At 60.3% G+C, this 15,039-nt stretch carries 14 protein-coding genes and 1 pseudogene; 6 read left to right on the plus strand and 9 right to left on the minus strand.

Annotation, left to right across the window (positions count from 1 at the left end; genetic code table 11):
• Nucleotides 1–22: 22 nt before the first annotated feature.
• Nucleotides 23–697 (minus strand): methionine ABC transporter permease, encoded by a 675-nt coding sequence (locus N2A98_RS00340; RefSeq protein ID WP_003187354.1) that lies wholly within the window; start codon nucleotides 695–697, stop codon nucleotides 23–25.
• Entirely contained in the window at nucleotides 697–1,704 is a 1,008-nt protein-coding gene (locus tag N2A98_RS00345; protein WP_044270278.1) for a methionine ABC transporter ATP-binding protein, read from the minus strand. The genes N2A98_RS00340 and N2A98_RS00345 overlap by 1 nt, the downstream gene beginning before the upstream one ends.
• A 265-nt stretch (nucleotides 1,705–1,969) precedes the next feature.
• Here N2A98_RS00345 and katE point away from each other — a divergent pair, with 265 nt between their 5' ends.
• Nucleotides 1,970–4,111 (plus strand): catalase HPII, encoded by a 2,142-nt coding sequence (katE, locus tag N2A98_RS00350; RefSeq protein ID WP_057710651.1) that lies wholly within the window; start codon nucleotides 1,970–1,972, stop codon nucleotides 4,109–4,111.
• An 86-nt stretch (nucleotides 4,112–4,197) separates the two neighbouring features.
• On the opposite strand, the gene N2A98_RS00355 is transcribed toward katE, so the two are convergent.
• The 4 genes from N2A98_RS00355 to N2A98_RS00370 are packed head-to-tail and all read right to left on the minus strand — an operon-like array spanning nucleotide 4,198 to nucleotide 7,000.
• A complete protein-coding gene (locus tag N2A98_RS00355; RefSeq protein ID WP_047712806.1) occupies nucleotides 4,198–4,917 on the minus strand; it encodes a PA5502 family lipoprotein in 720 nt (239 codons plus the stop codon).
• A gap of 37 nt (nucleotides 4,918–4,954) precedes the next feature.
• Nucleotides 4,955–5,743 (minus strand): zinc ABC transporter permease subunit ZnuB, encoded by a 789-nt coding sequence (znuB, locus tag N2A98_RS00360; protein ID WP_003187359.1) that lies wholly within the window; start codon nucleotides 5,741–5,743, stop codon nucleotides 4,955–4,957.
• Nucleotides 5,736–6,506 carry a zinc ABC transporter ATP-binding protein ZnuC gene (gene znuC, locus N2A98_RS00365; protein WP_003187361.1) on the minus strand — a complete coding sequence of 257 codons (771 nt, stop codon included), beginning with the start codon at nucleotides 6,504–6,506 and terminating at the stop codon, nucleotides 5,736–5,738. The genes znuB and znuC overlap by 8 nt, the downstream gene beginning before the upstream one ends.
• Nucleotides 6,506–7,000 carry a Fur family transcriptional regulator gene (locus tag N2A98_RS00370; RefSeq protein ID WP_169857065.1) on the minus strand — a complete coding sequence of 165 codons (495 nt, stop codon included), beginning with the start codon at nucleotides 6,998–7,000 and terminating at the stop codon, nucleotides 6,506–6,508. Before N2A98_RS00370 ends, znuC begins: the two co-directional genes overlap by 1 nt.
• Nucleotides 7,001–7,046: 46 nt before the next feature.
• Here N2A98_RS00370 and N2A98_RS00375 point away from each other — a divergent pair, with 46 nt between their 5' ends.
• On the plus strand, nucleotides 7,047–7,976 hold the full coding sequence (locus N2A98_RS00375; RefSeq protein WP_275623634.1) for a zinc ABC transporter substrate-binding protein: 930 nt from the start codon (nucleotides 7,047–7,049) through the stop codon (nucleotides 7,974–7,976).
• Nucleotides 7,977–8,106: 130 nt separating this feature from the next.
• Here the strand turns inward: N2A98_RS00375 and N2A98_RS00380 are convergent, their stop codons facing one another.
• Complete coding sequence (locus N2A98_RS00380; RefSeq protein ID WP_275622868.1) at nucleotides 8,107–9,060, minus strand: homoserine kinase; 954 nt, start codon at nucleotides 9,058–9,060, stop codon at nucleotides 8,107–8,109.
• A 56-nt stretch (nucleotides 9,061–9,116) separates the two neighbouring features.
• A complete protein-coding gene (locus tag N2A98_RS00385; protein ID WP_003187366.1) occupies nucleotides 9,117–9,407 on the minus strand; it encodes a DUF2782 domain-containing protein in 291 nt (96 codons plus the stop codon).
• A 74-nt stretch (nucleotides 9,408–9,481) separates the two neighbouring features.
• On the opposite strand from N2A98_RS00385, the gene polA reads away from it, so the two are divergent.
• Nucleotides 9,482–12,277, plus strand: coding sequence for a DNA polymerase I (gene polA, locus N2A98_RS00390; protein ID WP_275622869.1), 2,796 nt, complete (start codon nucleotides 9,482–9,484; stop codon nucleotides 12,275–12,277).
• A 271-nt stretch (nucleotides 12,278–12,548) separates the two neighbouring features.
• Here polA and yihA read toward each other — a convergent pair whose 3' ends face one another.
• Complete coding sequence (yihA, locus tag N2A98_RS00395) at nucleotides 12,549–13,190, minus strand: ribosome biogenesis GTP-binding protein YihA/YsxC (protein ID WP_003187369.1); 642 nt, start codon at nucleotides 13,188–13,190, stop codon at nucleotides 12,549–12,551.
• A gap of 192 nt (nucleotides 13,191–13,382) precedes the next feature.
• On the opposite strand from yihA, the pseudogene N2A98_RS00400 reads away from it, so the two are divergent.
• The 3 genes and pseudogenes from N2A98_RS00400 (at nucleotide 13,383) to dsbA (ending at nucleotide 15,038) form a co-directional block, all read left to right on the plus strand.
• Nucleotides 13,383–13,590, plus strand: a pseudogene (locus N2A98_RS00400) (cytochrome).
• A 33-nt stretch (nucleotides 13,591–13,623) separates the two neighbouring features.
• On the plus strand, nucleotides 13,624–14,235 hold the full coding sequence (locus tag N2A98_RS00405; protein ID WP_032894308.1) for a c-type cytochrome: 612 nt from the start codon (nucleotides 13,624–13,626) through the stop codon (nucleotides 14,233–14,235).
• Nucleotides 14,236–14,402: 167 nt separating this feature from the next.
• Complete coding sequence (gene dsbA, locus N2A98_RS00410) at nucleotides 14,403–15,038, plus strand: thiol:disulfide interchange protein DsbA (RefSeq protein ID WP_032894305.1); 636 nt, start codon at nucleotides 14,403–14,405, stop codon at nucleotides 15,036–15,038.
• The last annotated feature ends 1 nt before the right edge of the window (nucleotide 15,039 follow it).

Below are 15,039 nucleotides of genomic sequence, written 5' to 3' on the forward strand. Positions count from 1 at the left end.
GGCTGTGTGCCGGCAATGGCCGTTATTTACGAGAAAAGTGCACCACCAGCCGGTCGCCGACGGTTTGCAGAATTTGCACCAGAATCAACAGCATCACCACAGTGACCACCATCACATCGGTCTGGAAGCGCTGGTAGCCAAAACGGATGGCCAGGTCGCCCAGGCCGCCAGCACCGACCACACCAGCCATTGCGGTGTAGGAAACCAGTGTAATCGCCGTCACCGTAATCGCTGCGAAGATGCCAGGGCGGGCTTCGGGCAACAGGGCGTTGGTGATGATCTGGCGGGTGGTAGCCCCCATGGCCTGGGTGGCTTCGATGATGCCACGGTCCACTTCGCGCAGAGCGGTTTCCACAAGGCGCGCAAAGAATGGCGTGGCGCCGACGACCAGCGGTGGGATCGCACCGGCGACACCCAGCGACGTGCCGGTGATCAGTACCGTGAACGGAATCATCACGATCAGCAGGATGATGAACGGCAGCGAGCGCAAGATATTCACGATCAGCGACAGCAGCGCGTACAGGCCTTTTTGTTCGAACAGCTGGCGCGGGCTGGTCAGGAACAACAGCACGCCCAGGGGCAGGCCCAGCAGCACGGTGAAGAACAGCGAACCGAACAGCATGGTCATGGTATCGCCGGTGGCGAGCCAGATTTCAGACCAGTCGATATTGGCGAAGAAACTCAGGAAAACGTCCATCAGCGCAGGACCTCCATGTGAACGTCGGCGGCGGTGAAGCGCGCAAACGCGGCGTCCATGTCACCGCCGGTGACGGCGAGGGTCAGTTGCCCGTAAGGAATGTCTTTGATGCGATCGATACGACCGGCAAGGATGCTGTAGTCCACCCCGGTTTCCCGGGCGACGGTACCCAGCAGTGGCGCGTAGGTCGCGTCCCCTTGGAACGTCAGGCGCACGATACGGCCTGGCACATGGGCAAAGTCGTCGCGCTGCTCGCCTTCGTCCACCTGTTCGGCTTCTTGTACGAAGCGTTTGGTGGTCGGGTGCTTGGGGTGCAGGAACACGTCGGCCACCGAGCCTTGCTCGACGATCACCCCGGCGTCCATCACGGCGACCTGGTCGCATACGCGGCGGATCACGTCCATTTCATGGGTGATCAACACGATGGTCAGGTTCAACTCACGGTTGATCTCGGCCAGCAGTTGCAGGACCGACGCCGTGGTTTGCGGGTCGAGGGCGCTGGTGGCTTCGTCGCACAGCAGGATTTTTGGCTTGGTCGCCAGGGCGCGGGCGATGCCGACGCGCTGTTTCTGGCCGCCGGACAACTGCGCTGGGTACTTTTTGGCATGGTCCGACAGGCCAACGCGGGCGAGCAGCTCAGCCACACGTTGGTCGATTTCCCTGCGCGACAGTTCGCCGGCGAGCGTCAGCGGCAGCGCGACGTTGTCGGCCACGGTCTTGGACGCCAGCAAGTTGAAGTGCTGGAAGATCATGCCGACCTGCTGGCGGAAGCGCCGCAGGCCGTTGGCGTCCAGCGCAGTGACTTCTTCGCCATCCACCTTGATCTGGCCGCCACTGGGCTCTTCCAGGCGGTTGATCAGGCGCAGCAGGGTGCTTTTACCGGCACCCGAGTGGCCAATCAGGCCAAACACCTGGCCGTTCTCGACGCGCAGGCTGGTGGGGTGCAGGGCGGGAATATCCTTACCGGCGACGCGGTAGGTTTTATGGACGTTTTGAAACTCGATCACGTAGCGAACCTTGTGGGGCGCATTGAAAAGGGATCAGCGGTTAGCCGGGCGCGCATTTTAGCCTGTCCGTATAGCGTTTCTTAGCATTTATTTCGTATTCATCCAGTCATTTGGCAATAACGCGATCAAAGGTCACAAAAAAGGAACGGTGCAAAACCGCGTCAGTCACTACTTAAGCAACTCGATTTCCCAGGTGCCGTGCCTGGGGTTTTGCTCAAACGAGCCGGGGACCGCTCTGGCCACTTTGAATAAGGAGTTTTGACTGATGAGTACCAAGAAGCCAGCCACCCCGCCCAAGAGTGAACTTGCGGGTACCGATACCCTGGACCGTGGCAACACCAACGCCAAGTTGCAGGCCCTGGAAGAATTCCGCTCTGACGCGACTGGCCAGGCCCTGCGCACCAACCAAGGCGTGAAGATTTCCGACAACCAGAACAGCTTGAAAGTCGGCGCGCGCGGCCCGTCGCTGCTCGAAGACTTCATCATGCGTGAAAAGATCACGCACTTCGACCATGAGCGCATCCCGGAGCGCATCGTGCATGCCCGTGGTACGGGCGCCCATGGCTATTTCCAGAGTTACGGCGACCATTCGACGCTGACCAAGGCAGGTTTCCTGCGCACGCCTGAGCATAAAACCCCAGTATTCGCGCGTTTTTCCACGGTGCAGGGCCCGCGTGGTTCCGGCGACACCGTGCGTGACGTGCGCGGTTTTGCCGTGAAGTTCTTCACCGACGAAGGCAACTTCGACCTGGTGGGCAACAACATGCCGGTGTTCTTCATCCAGGACGCGATCAAATTTCCTGACTTCGTCCACGCGGTGAAACCCGAGCCTCATAACGAAATTCCTACCGGCGGTTCGGCCCACGATACCTTCTGGGATTTTGTTTCGCTGCAACCGGAATCCGCGCACATGGTGATCTGGGCCATGTCCGACCGCGCCATTCCAAAAAGCCTGCGCGCCATGCAGGGTTTTGGTGTGCACACCTTCCGGTTGATCAATACCGAAGGTAAGTCCAGCTTCGTGAAATTCCACTGGCGTCCGAAAGTCGGCACCTGCTCCCTGGTATGGGATGAGGCGCAAAAGCTGGCCGGTAAAGATACTGACTACCACCGCCGTGACCTGTGGGAAGCGATTGAAAGCGGCGATTACCCCGAGTGGGAGTTGGGCGTGCAGATCGTGGCCGAAGAAGACGAGCATAAGTTCGATTTCGACTTGCTCGACCCGACCAAGATCATTCCCGAAGAGCTGGTACCGATCACGCCGCTGGGCAAAATGGTGCTCAACCGTAACCCGGACAACTTCTTCGCTGAAGTCGAGCAGGTTGCGTTCTGCCCAGGCCACATCGTGCCGGGCATCGACTTCACCAACGACCCGTTGCTGCAAGGGCGTCTGTTTTCCTACACCGATACCCAGATCAGCCGACTGGGCGGGCCGAACTTTCATGAGATTCCAATCAACCGGCCTGTCGTGCCTTTCCATAACGGCCAGCGCGACGCTCAGCATCGCACTGTGATTGATAAGGGCCGTGCGTCCTACGAACCAAACTCCATTGATGGGGGTTGGCCGAAGGAAACCCCTGCCGGTCCTACCGATGGTGGCTTTGAGTCCTACTACGAGCGCGTCGATGCCAACAAAGTGCGTGAGCGCAGCGAATCCTTCGGTGACCATTTCTCCCAGGCGACGCTGTTCTACAACAGCATGAGCCACCACGAGAAAGAGCACATTATCGCGGCCTACAGCTTTGAGCTGGGCAAGGTGGAGCGCGAGTTCATCCGTGCGCGCCAGGTCAACGAGATTCTGGCCAATATCGACCTGGAGCTGGCCAAGCGCGTTGCGCAGAACCTGGGCTTGCCAGCGCCGACCAAGGGCACGGTGCCTGCCCGTGAAACGTCGCTGAAAGAATCGCCAGCCTTGAGCCAGGTGAACTTGCTATCGGGCGATATCAAAACGCGCAAAGTGGCGATTCTGGCAGCCAACGGCGTTGATGGTGCGGCCATTGACGCGCTGAAAGCCGCGCTGGAAGCTGAAGGCGCCCATGCCAAGTTGCTGGGGCCTACTTCGGCGCCTGTGACCACCGCGCAGGGCAAGACGCTGCCGGTCGACGCCTCGATGGAAGGCATGCCGTCCATTGCCTTCGACGCAGTGTTTATCCCGGGTGGCAAAGAGTCCGTGAAGGCGCTGAGCGGTGATGGCGTGGCGTTGCATTACGTACTGGAAGCCTACAAACACCTGAAGGCGATTGCGGTAGCCAGCGATGTGAAGCCGTTGCTGGACCTGCTGAAACTGGAAGCGGATGCGGGGTTGATCGTGGGCGCGGATGCCAAGGCGTTCAAAGCGTTTTTTGCGGCGATTGCCCAACATCGGGTGTGGGAGCGTGAGCCGAAATCCAAGGCGATTCCGGCTTAACTTATCGGTTGTTTGTTAGGTCGTCATCGCAGGCAAGCCAGCTCCCACACCGTTCAAAGGTGGGCGCTGGCTTGCCTGCGATGCTTTTAGTCCGCCTTGCGCGGAATCAGCACAACCTGCGCCGGAATATGTTTCAGGATTTGCCGGTGAATCTTCAGGTCATACCCCGAATCAATCCGCTTGACCCGCTTGGTCAGTAACGTGGCCAGCCACGGGTAATCCTGGGTGCGTGGCACCTGGATGCTGACGTCGCACTGGTAATTCACCACATCGGTGGCGATTGCATCCAGCTGATGGCGCATATCTTCGACATCCGCCAGGTTCAGCGCCACGGTGGTGCTCGGCGCTGCCGGGTCGATAACCTTGGCGGCGGGCTTGGCTTCAGCGGCTTTCAACGCGGCTTCTGCCTGGTCCAATTCGGCTTTGCGCGCATGGCTGATGGCGCTGTTGACGCCACCCGTCAGCGCAGGGGCCTTGGGCATCAAGGCGCGGGCACGGCTCAGGGCCGTGGCGGCCGCGTTGACATCGCCCTTTTGCAACACGATCTGGCTGCGCTGCAAGTAGGCTTCGGCCAATTGACGCTGGTAGGCCTCAAGTGCCGGGTCATTGGGCGATTGGGCCTGCAGTGCGGCCAACTGGTCTTCGGCGGTGGCCAATTCGCTGCTGGCCAGGTTTTGTTCCAGCTGCGCGATGGCCGCAGCCCGCGGATCCGGAGCCTGGAGGGCGGCGGGCGGCGTACTTTGGCAGGCGCCCAGCAGCAGTGAAAATGCGGCAAGGAGCAGATAACGGGAGGTGAACGGCTTCATTCCTGCGACTCTCTATTTGCGCAAAAAGCGAGCAAGTCTACACCCCTCGACGGGGCAGGACAAAACTCAGCAGAAACAGGGCGGCCGCCGTAACCACAATCGACGGCCCGGCCGGTGTGTCCTTGAACCAGGACAGCGCCAGGCCACCACACACTGCAAGCATCCCCAGGAGGCTGGCGCCAATCGCCATCTGCTCCGGAGAGCGAGCGTGACGTTGGGCGGCGGCGGCTGGAATGATCAGCAGCGACGTGATCAACAATACGCCGACAATCTTCATCGCGACAGCAATCACCACGGCGATGAGCAACATCAGCGCCATACGCAGGCCTGCGACGGGCAAGCCCTCTACCTTGGCCAGTTCTTCATGCACGGTGATCGCCAGCAACGGACGCCACAGGGTCACCAGCAACACCAGCACCGCAGCGCTGCCGCCGAGTATCCAGGCCAGGTCGGTCGGGCTGATCGCCAGCAGGTCGCCGAACAGGTAGGCCATCAGGTCGATGCGCACTTCATGCATGAAGCTCAGCACCACCAGGCCCAGGGACAAGGTACTGGGCGCAAGGATGCCCAGCAGTGTGTCGGAAGCCAGTGGCTGGCGTTGCTGCAGGGTCACCAGCAGCACCGCCAGCAGCAGGCAGCCGACGGTCACGGCGATGGCCGGGCTTACATCCAGCAGAAAGCCCATGGCCACGCCCAGCAAGGCGGCATGGGACAAGGTGTCGCCGAAATAGGCCATGCGCCGCCAGACCACAAACGAGCCCAGTGGGCCCGCCACCAAAGCCAAAGCCAAGCCTGCCAGCAGGGCGTAGAGCAGAAAATCAGCCATGCTTGCAGCTATCTCCATGAACGTGGGGGGTATCGACGACGGCGCCATGCAGGTCATGGGCGTGGTCATGGTGGTGATGGTAGATCGCTAGGCTCTGGGCGTTCTTGCCGAACAACTCCACGAACGCCGGGTCGCCACTGACTTGTTCCGGGTGGCCGGAGCAGCACACGTGGCGGTTGAGGCAGACCACCTGGTCGGTGGTGCTCATCACCAGGTGCAAGTCGTGGGAGACCATCAGCACGCCGCAACCATGGCGGTCGCGCAGGCGGGTGATCAGGCTGTACAGCTCGGCCTGGCCGGCGACATCGACACCTTGCACGGGCTCATCAAGTACCAGCAGCTCGGGCTCGCGCAGCAAGGCGCGGGCCAGCAGCACGCGCTGCATTTCGCCGCCGGAGATGCTTTGCACCGGGTTGTCGATGACGTGTTCGGCGCCGACTTCCTTAAGCGCAGCCTGGGCGCGGGCGCGGTCTACGCCGGGAACCAGGCGCAGGAAGCGCAATACGGAGAGCGGCAACGTTGGGTCTACATGCAGCTTTTGCGGCATATAACCCACGCGCAGCTTGGGCTTGCGCCAAACCGTGCCGCTGTGGGGCTTGAGCAGCCCGAGTACGGCGCGCACCAGGGTGGTCTTGCCGGCGCCGTTGGGGCCTATCAGGGTGACGATTTGCCCGGGTTCCACGCTCAGTGCGATGTTTTCCAGCACGTTTTGCCCGGCGAACGTGACCCCGACCTGCTCCAGGCGGATTAACGCATTGCTCATCAAACCCCCTGGCAGCCTGCGCACAGGCCGACCACTTCGACCGTTTGCCCCTCGACCTTGAAGCCAACGTCGGCAGCGCTTTTGACAATGGCGTCGCTGATGCTTTTTTGTTCAAGCTCAATGGCGGCGTGGCACTCGCGACAGATCAGGAACTGACCTTGGTGCGCGTGCTCCGGGTGGTTGCAACCGACAAAGGCGTTGAGCGAGGCGATACGGTGCACCAGGCCGTTTTCCAGCAGGAAATCCAGCGCACGGTAAACGGTAGGCGGCGCGGCGCGGCGGCCGTCCTGCTCACTGAGTACGCCAAGAATGTCGTACGCACCCAAAGGCTTGTGGCTCTGCCACACCAGCTCCAGCACCCGGCGACGCAAGGCGGTCAGGCGCAAGCCTTTCTTCGCGCACAGGGTGTCGGCCTCTGACAATGCGGTGTGCACGCAGTGAGAGTGGTCGTGGGGACGGCTGGCAAGCGGTGTTTTAGGCATGAGCGGCGACAGATATTTGATAGAGACGTTATTATGTTACCCGTTCCTACGCCATCGAGTGGTCATCGTGTCCCGACTTTTTCCCGTTTTTGTCGTATTTGTCACCAGTTTGCTCGTTGCGGGTGCCGCTCAGGCCGAGGTCAAGGTGCTGACGAGCATCAAGCCGTTGCAACTGATTGCCGCTGCCGTGCAGGACGGGGTGGCTGTTCCAGAGGTATTGCTGCCCCCGGGGGCGTCGCCGCATAACTTTGCTTTGCGCCCATCCGACGTACGGCGTGTGCAGTCGGTCGACCTGCTGTACTGGATTGGGCCAGACATGGAAGCGTTTTTGCCGCGTGTGCTCAAAGGCCGCACGGCGGCAACGGTGGCGGTGCAGGACCTGCCGGGCATGAAACTGCGCATTTTCGGCGAAGATAGCCACTCTCATGCCGATGAAGCCGACGAACATGACCACGATCACCGCCCAGGCAGCGTGGATGCGCACCTGTGGCTGTCGACCGTCAATGCGCGCGTGATCGCCGCACGGATGGCGGCCGACCTCAGCGCCGTCGACCCGGCCAATGCCGAGCGTTATCAGAGCAATGCCAAAGCGTTCGAAGAACGCCTGAACGCGCTGGATGCGCGCCTGAAGCAGCGTTTGGCGGGCGTTGATGGCAAACCTTACTTCGTGTTCCACGAAGCCTTTGATTACTTCGAAGAGGCGTACGGCTTGAAGCATGCGGGCGTGTTCAGCGTAGCCGCCGAAGTACAGCCGGGCGCCCAACACGTAGCGGCGATGCGCGCGCGTTTGCAGGAAGTGGGCAAGACTTGCGTGTTCAGCGAGCCGCCATTGCGACCTCGCTTGGCCGAAACCCTGGTGGCCGGGTTGCCGGTGAAGCTGGCGGAATTGGATGCGTTGGGTGGCTATACCCCGGCGACGGCCCAGGGTTATGAGCAGGTGCTGGAAAAACTTGGCAATGACCTCGCCGGTTGCCTGGAGTCGCTCTAACAGGTAACACAAAACCCCTGTGGGAGCGGGCTTGCTCGCGAATGCGTTGGATCAGTCAATGATGTACTAACTGACAGGCCCCATTCGCGAGCAAGTCCGCTCCCACATTTTTTTGACCGAGTGGGGCTTTTTAGAGTGCGAACGGCAGCTGGACCGTGACCTGCTGACGCTGCGCCAAGCGATGCTCGAACTCAGCCGGGTCATGAATCAACACATCCTGCCCGGCAAACGACTCGGCTGCGATCAGCCGGGACAGCCAGAACCGCACGCACGCCACCCTCAGCATGATCGGCCATAGCTCGGCTTCCTTCGCGGTAAACGCCCGTAGCCCCGCGTAAGCGCCCAGCAGGGCCCGGGCACGGTGACCGTCAATCACGCCCTCGGCATCCGAGCACCAGTCATTCAAGGCGATAGCCACGTCGTAGAGCATCGGCCCCGAACAGGCGTTGTAGAAGTCGATCAGGCCCGTCAGGTGCGTGCCTTCAAACATCGCGTTATCGCGAAACAGATCGGCGTGCACATTCGCCCGTGGCAGGCCGAGGATGTCGGCCTTGTGGGCTTCGATCTCGGCCAGCGCATCGCGCAACAGGCATTGCTGGGCCTCGTTGAGGTGCGAAATAAGCTGCGCGCCCTCGCTGAGCATCCACTCCAGGCCGCGGTCGGTCTTGCGTTCAAGTACCTTTTCGCCTTGGGTGGCCAGGTGCAGGTGGCCGAGCAGTTCGCCAACCTGGGCACAATGCTGCGCATTGGCCTCCTTGATGTGCTTGCCCGCCAGACGTGGTTGCAGCAAGGCCGGTTTGCCCTTGAGTTCGCGCAAAGCGATGCCGTCGGTAGTGCGCAGGGCGTACGGCACCGGCAGGTCGGCGTCGTGGAGCACGTCGAGCAGCTCGATGAAGAACGGCATTTCTGCCACAGGGCCACGTTCAACCAGGGTCAGGACGAACTCGCCCTGCTCCAGGCTGATAAAGAAATTGGTGTTTTCGCTGCCGGCGGCAATCCCCTGGAAATCAAGCAGGCGGCCGAGCCCGTAAGGGGCGAGAAAGGTTTCCAGCTCGGGCCGAGCCAGGGGGGTGAACACAGACATGGTTAAAACTGCCGTTACGGGCGCTGCGGTGGGCAGCGCCGGTTGAAATTAAGAAATCATTTCCATTCGAAGATCTTCCATGACGGGATCAGCATATCCGGCTGGTCAGAGCGGATGAAGTTCGCGTCGGTGCCGTCCGCACGTACCAGAAAGTACGGTGGTGCGCCCTTCGGGGTGACTTTGATTGCGTACAGGAAGCCGTTTTGGCGGTATTCCTGGATGGTTTTGTCGCCTTCCGTGCGAATGGTAACTTCCGGGTCTGCCGAAGGGGCATCGTCTGCCGCCATGGCAGCCATCGGAGCGAGTGCAATCAAACCGGTCAACAGCAGGCGATTGAATGTACGCATGATAACCTTGTCCCTTTGTTTTCATTGGTCCGGCTATTCTAGCGCCTGACCCGCCGAAAAGGTTGATCCTGCTCATGAGCCAAGCGCCCCTCGTCCTGGTGGACGGTTCTTCTTATCTGTACCGCGCCTTCCACGCGCTGCCACCGCTGACCACCTCCAAAGGCCTGCCCACCGGTGCGGTCAAGGGCGTGTTGAACATGCTCAAAAGCCTGCGCAAGCAGTACCCGGACAGCCCGTTCGCGGTGGTCTTCGACGCCAAGGGTGGGACGTTTCGCGATGAGATGTACGCCGAATACAAGGCCAACCGCCCGAGCATGCCCGATGACATGCGCCTGCAGATCGAGCCGCTGCATCAAAGCGTGATCGCTCTTGGCTTCCCGTTGCTGTGCGTCGAGGGCGTCGAGGCCGATGACGTGATCGGCACCCTGGCCCGCAGCAGCGCGGCCGCCAGCCGCCCGGTGGTGATCTCGACCGGTGACAAAGACATGGCGCAACTGGTGGACGGCCACATTACCTTGGTCAATACCATGACCGGTAGCTCCATGGACATCGAGGGCGTTAAGGAGAAATTCGGCGTCGCTCCGGAGCAGATCATCGACTATCTGGCGTTGATGGGAGATTCGTCCGACAACATTCCCGGCGTTCCGGGCATTGGCCCCAAGACCGCCTCCGGCTTGCTGGTGGGGGTCAATGGCGGCCTCAAAGAGCTTTATGAGCAGTTGGATATTGTGCCGACCCTGCCTATCCGTGGGGCCAAGACCCTGCCGGCCAAGCTGGAAGAGCATAAAGAGATGGCATTCCTGTCCTATCAGTTGGCGACGATCAAGATCGATGTGCCGCTGGATGTTGGGTTGGATGATTTACACCTGATCGAACCGGACCGCGAAAAGCTGCTTGAGCTGTACACATTGCTGGAGTTCAAGAGCTGGTACGACGAGATCCAGCGCGATACCAAGCGTGTCGAGCTGAAGGCGGCCAATGAAGTTGCGCCCGTCGCGGATGTCGCAGTGGAGGCGGTGGTATCGGTGCCAGTAGAGACGGTTTACACCACCATTCTTGACCAGGCCACGTTCGATCTGTGGCTGCATAAGCTCAACGACGCCAAGCTGTTTGCCTTCGATACCGAAACCACCGGGGTCGATGCCCAGCAGGCGCAATTGGTTGGGGTTTCGTTCGCGGTGCAGCCCCATGAGGCTGCCTACATTCCGCTGACGCACGCTTACATCGGTGCACCGGAACAACTGGACCGCGACACCGTGCTGCTGGCCTTGAAACCGTTGCTGGAAGACCCGACCAAACTCAAGGTGGGCCAGCATGCCAAGTTCGACATGAATATCCTGGCCAACTGCGCCATTGGTGGCGACCCTGCCCAGGGCATTACCGTGCGCGGCATCGCCTTCGACACCATGCTCGAATCCTACGTGCTCAACTCCACCGCGACGCGGCACGATATGGACAGCCTGGCGAAGAAGTACCTGGACCACGACACGGTCAGCTTCCAGGACATCGCCGGCAAAGGCGCCAAGCAACTCACGTTCGACCAGATCGCCCTTGAGCAAGCCGGCCCTTACGCGGCCGAAGATGCTGATGTGACCTTGCGCCTGCATCAGTACCTGTACGCGCAACTGGCAGCGATCCCGAGCCTGGCCAGTGTGCTGACGGACATCGAGATCCCGCTGGTGCCGGTGCTGGCCCGCATCGAGCGCCAGGGCGCACTGGTAGACAAGGACCTGCTCGGCATCCAGAGCATCGAGCTGGGTAACAAGATGGTTGAGCTGGAGCGCCAGGCCTACGAGATCGCCGGTGAAGAATTCAACCTGGGTTCGCCCAAGCAGCTTGGGGCGATTCTCTACGAAAAGCTCGGCATGCCGGTGCTGAAAAAAACCGGCAAGGGCCAGGCCTCCACGGCTGAAGAAGTGCTGGCCAAACTGGCCGAGGATGATTTCCCGCTGCCCAAGGTACTCATGCAGTACCGCAGCATGAGCAAGCTTAAAAGTACCTATACCGACCGCCTGCCGGAACAGATCAACCCGCGTACCGGGCGTATTCATACGTCTTACCATCAGGCCGTCGCGGCGACCGGGCGCTTGTCCTCCAGCGACCCGAACCTGCAGAACATCCCGGTGCGCACCGCCGAGGGGCGTCGCATTCGCCAGGCGTTTGTTGCGCCCAAGGGCTATAAGCTGCTGGCGGCGGACTATTCGCAGATCGAGCTGCGGATCATGGCGCATTTATCCAAGGACGAAGGCTTGATGAACGCCTTCCGCAATGACCTGGACGTGCACACCGCCACGGCGGCCGAAGTGTTCAAGGTTGAGTTGAATGAGGTCACCTCCAACCAGCGCCGCAGCGCCAAGGCGATCAACTTCGGCCTGATTTACGGCATGGGTGCCCAGAAGCTGGGCAAGGACATCGGCGTCGACACCAAGACCGCCAAGGCCTACATCGATGTGTACTTCGCCCGCTACCCAGGGGTTCGCGAATACATGGAGCGCACCCGCGCCCAGGCGGCGGATCAGGGTTATGTCGAAACCTTCTTCGGGCGACGCCTGTACTTGCCGGATATCAACTCCAACAAGCCCCAGGAGCGCGCGGCGGCCGAGCGCACAGCGATCAACGCGCCGATGCAGGGCACGGCGGCGGACATCATCAAGAAAGCCATGGTGCAGGTGGATAACTGGCTGACCGAGTCGGGCCTGGACGCCAAGGTCATCCTTCAGGTGCACGACGAATTGGTGCTGGAGGTGCGCGAAGACCTGGTCGCGCAGGTCAGCGAGAAGATTCGCGAGCATATGAGCGCGGCGGCGCAGTTGGACGTGCCTTTGGTGGTGGACGTAGGCGTAGGCGACAACTGGGACGAGGCGCACTGATTCTGCGGCTTCGCCATCACCTTGCGAGGTGGCGAGGCGGTTTAGAGCGCAAACCGCGGTCAGTTATTTCCAATAGTTTTTTGAGGCTGTCGGAACTTAACCTGTGAACTGCCACTCAGAGTTACTGAATGGGTGGTGAAGCCCTTCAATGCTCCTATGTTGTGTTAAGTGTTGGCAGATAATTCCGGACCCCGCCCTAGCGGTCCGGAACTTGAACCCCGAACTTCCCCTCCCCAAAAGAAGTCCGGGGTTTTTTTTGCCCGCAGAAAAGTTATTCGGCGATTTCTGCGCCCTTGTCCGCCAATTCCATCCAGCCGGCCAGTACGGTGTAAGCCTCTTCCAAACCCATGCGCTTGGGGGCGGAGAACAGCTGAATGGTGATGGTGTCGCCCCAACCCTTACGGATTTCGGATTGCACTTTGAGCAGGGTGTTCTTGGCTGCACCGTAGGTGAGCTTGTCGGCCTTGGTCAGCAAAATGTGCATCGGCATGCCGCTGGCGACCGCCCAATCGAGCATCAGCAAGTCGAAGTCGGTCATTGGATGACGGATATCCATCATCAGAATCAAACCCTTCAAACTCTCGCGACCGCCCAGGTAAGCCTCGAGGTGACGCTGCCAGTGCAGCTTCAGCGGGATAGGTACTTTTGCATAACCGTAGCCCGGCAGGTCGACCAGACGCCGATCATCGTCTAGCTTGAAGAAATTGAGTAGTTGCGTGCGGCCCGGGGTTTTCGAGGTGCGCGCCAGGCTGGCGTGGGTCAGGGTGTTCAGTGCGCTGGATTTACCGGCGTTGGAGCGGCCGGCAAAGGCGACTTCAAAGCCCTCGTCATCGGGGCATTGGTCCACTTTGGCGGCGCTGAGCATGAAGGTGGACTGTTGGCACAGGCCGAGGATGGGGTTCTTGAGTTGCATGAGATTTCCGATGTGGGCGGTGCCGAGAAAGGGTGCGGCAAGCGGTGTCGTTTCCGTTTCAGTAGCGCCAGTATATAATGCCGCAGATTTTGTGTGTGCTTTGTCCCAGCGAAGGATGAAGTTCACGGGAGCGAAAGACCTTTATTGCGCATTAGAACGCAAAACGCTCTCAAGCCCTGAAAAGGTCGATGTATGGACCGACGGTTGCTCGCTTCTGCTGCCCTGATTCCGCTTTACGGCGCTCAGGCTACACAGGATCAACCGAGTTTGCATGGTCAGGCTGACGCAGCACGTGACCCAGGGTTTCAAGGCAATGCCGCCGCGTGGTTTGTGCATGGACTGCAGTACTGAGGATTACCAGGCCGTCACTGATGTGATGGTGAGTAAACCCGGTAGATAACTCTTAAACCCTTAGCCGTAGTTGGATTAGCTGATGAACAAACTGATCGTGAGTCTGCTGTTGACCTTGGGCATCACCAGTGTTGCCCATGCTGCAGGCGACGCTACAGCGGGCCAGGCGAAAGCCGCCGTGTGTGGTGCTTGCCACGGACCGGATGGTAACAGCCCGGCGCCGAATTTCCCCAAGCTGGCCGGCCAGGGTGAGCGTTACCTGACCAAGCAGATGCAGGATATCAAGAGCGGCAAGCGCACGGTGCTGGAAATGACTGGCCTGCTGACCAATCTCAGCGATCAGGACCTGGCGGACCTCGCGGCCTATTTTGCCAGCCAGAAGGGCAGTGTGGGAGCTGCCGATCCTAAATTGGTCGCCCGTGGAGAGCAGTTGTTCCGTGGCGGGAACCTGGAAAAAGGCCTGCCTGCCTGCACCGGTTGCCACTCGCCCAATGGCGCAGGCAACGCTGCTGCCAGCTTCCCGCGCCTGAGCGGCCAGCACGCCACCTACATCGCCAAGCAGTTGACCGACTTTCGCAAAGAAGAAGCCGGCCGGGCCAACGATGGCGACGCGATGACCATGCGCACCATCGCTCGCAAGCTGAGCGACGAAGACATCGCAGCCCTCTCCAGTTATATCCAGGGCCTGCACTGACCGGGCTGGGCGTTAACGCTCGATTAATCCCGCGATGCAAGCATAAAAAGGGTGGCTCAGGCCGCCCTTTTTTGTGGCCGCTGCCGTTACACTAACGAACTCATGTCCGCGTAGACCTGTCACAACAAAGGTCGCGTGAGGCGACTTTATTTGTCCAGGAGTAAAGCATGCGTAATCTGATCCTCAGCGCCGCTCTCGTCACTGCCAGCCTCTTCGGCATGACCGCACAAGCTGCCGATGTGCCGCTTGAAGCCGGTAAAACCTATGCTGAGCTGACTAACCCGGTTCCCGTTGCAGTACCGGGCAAGATTGAAGTGGTGGAGCTGTTCTGGTACGGCTGCCCGCATTGCTACGCCTTCGAGCCGACTATCAACCCATGGGCTGAAAAGCTGCCCAAGGACGTTAACTTCCGTCGCATTCCTGCCATGTTCGGCGGCCCATGGGACGCCCACGGCCAGCTGTTCCTGACCCTGGAAGCCATGGGTGTTGAGCACAAGGTCCACAACGCCGTCTTCGAAGCGATCCAGAAACAAGGCAAGCGCCTGACCAAGCCGGACGAAATGGCTGACTTCGTTGCCACTCAGGGTGTCGACAAGGACAAGTTCCTGGCGACCTTCAACTCCTTCGCTATCCAGGGCCAGATCAAACAGGCCAAGGAGCTCGCGCAGAAGTACGGCGTGCAAGGCGTTCCAACCCTGATCGTCAACGGCAAATACCGTTTCGACCTGGGCAGCACCGGTGGTCCTGAAGCGACCCTGAACGTTGCTGACCAACTGATTGCCAAAGAACGCGCTGCCAAGTAAG

The organism is Pseudomonas sp. FJ2-5-13, from assembly GCF_029201605.1.
Lineage (GTDB): Bacteria > Pseudomonadota > Gammaproteobacteria > Pseudomonadales > Pseudomonadaceae > Aquipseudomonas > Aquipseudomonas lactis.

Bases quoted from the DNA above. Each gene is read 5' to 3' on its own strand.
- N2A98_RS00405 (WP_032894308.1), top strand. From the start codon at position 13,624: ATGAACAAACTGATCGTGAGTCTGCTGTTGACCTTGGGCATCACCAGT.
- N2A98_RS00385 (WP_003187366.1), bottom strand. From the start codon at position 9,407: ATGCGTACATTCAATCGCCTGCTGTTGACCGGTTTGATTGCACTCGCT.
- N2A98_RS00340 (WP_003187354.1), bottom strand. From the start codon at position 697: ATGGACGTTTTCCTGAGTTTCTTCGCCAATATCGACTGGTCTGAAATC.
- N2A98_RS00355 (WP_047712806.1), bottom strand. From the start codon at position 4,917: ATGAAGCCGTTCACCTCCCGTTATCTGCTCCTTGCCGCATTTTCACTG.
- N2A98_RS00380 (WP_275622868.1), bottom strand. From the start codon at position 9,060: ATGTCTGTGTTCACCCCCCTGGCTCGGCCCGAGCTGGAAACCTTTCTC.
- polA (WP_275622869.1), top strand. From the start codon at position 9,482: ATGAGCCAAGCGCCCCTCGTCCTGGTGGACGGTTCTTCTTATCTGTAC.
- dsbA (WP_032894305.1), top strand. From the start codon at position 14,403: ATGCGTAATCTGATCCTCAGCGCCGCTCTCGTCACTGCCAGCCTCTTC.
- znuB (WP_003187359.1), bottom strand. From the start codon at position 5,743: ATGGCTGATTTTCTGCTCTACGCCCTGCTGGCAGGCTTGGCTTTGGCT.
- znuC (WP_003187361.1), bottom strand. From the start codon at position 6,506: ATGAGCAATGCGTTAATCCGCCTGGAGCAGGTCGGGGTCACGTTCGCC.
- katE (WP_057710651.1), top strand. From the start codon at position 1,970: ATGAGTACCAAGAAGCCAGCCACCCCGCCCAAGAGTGAACTTGCGGGT.
- yihA (WP_003187369.1), bottom strand. From the start codon at position 13,190: ATGCAACTCAAGAACCCCATCCTCGGCCTGTGCCAACAGTCCACCTTC.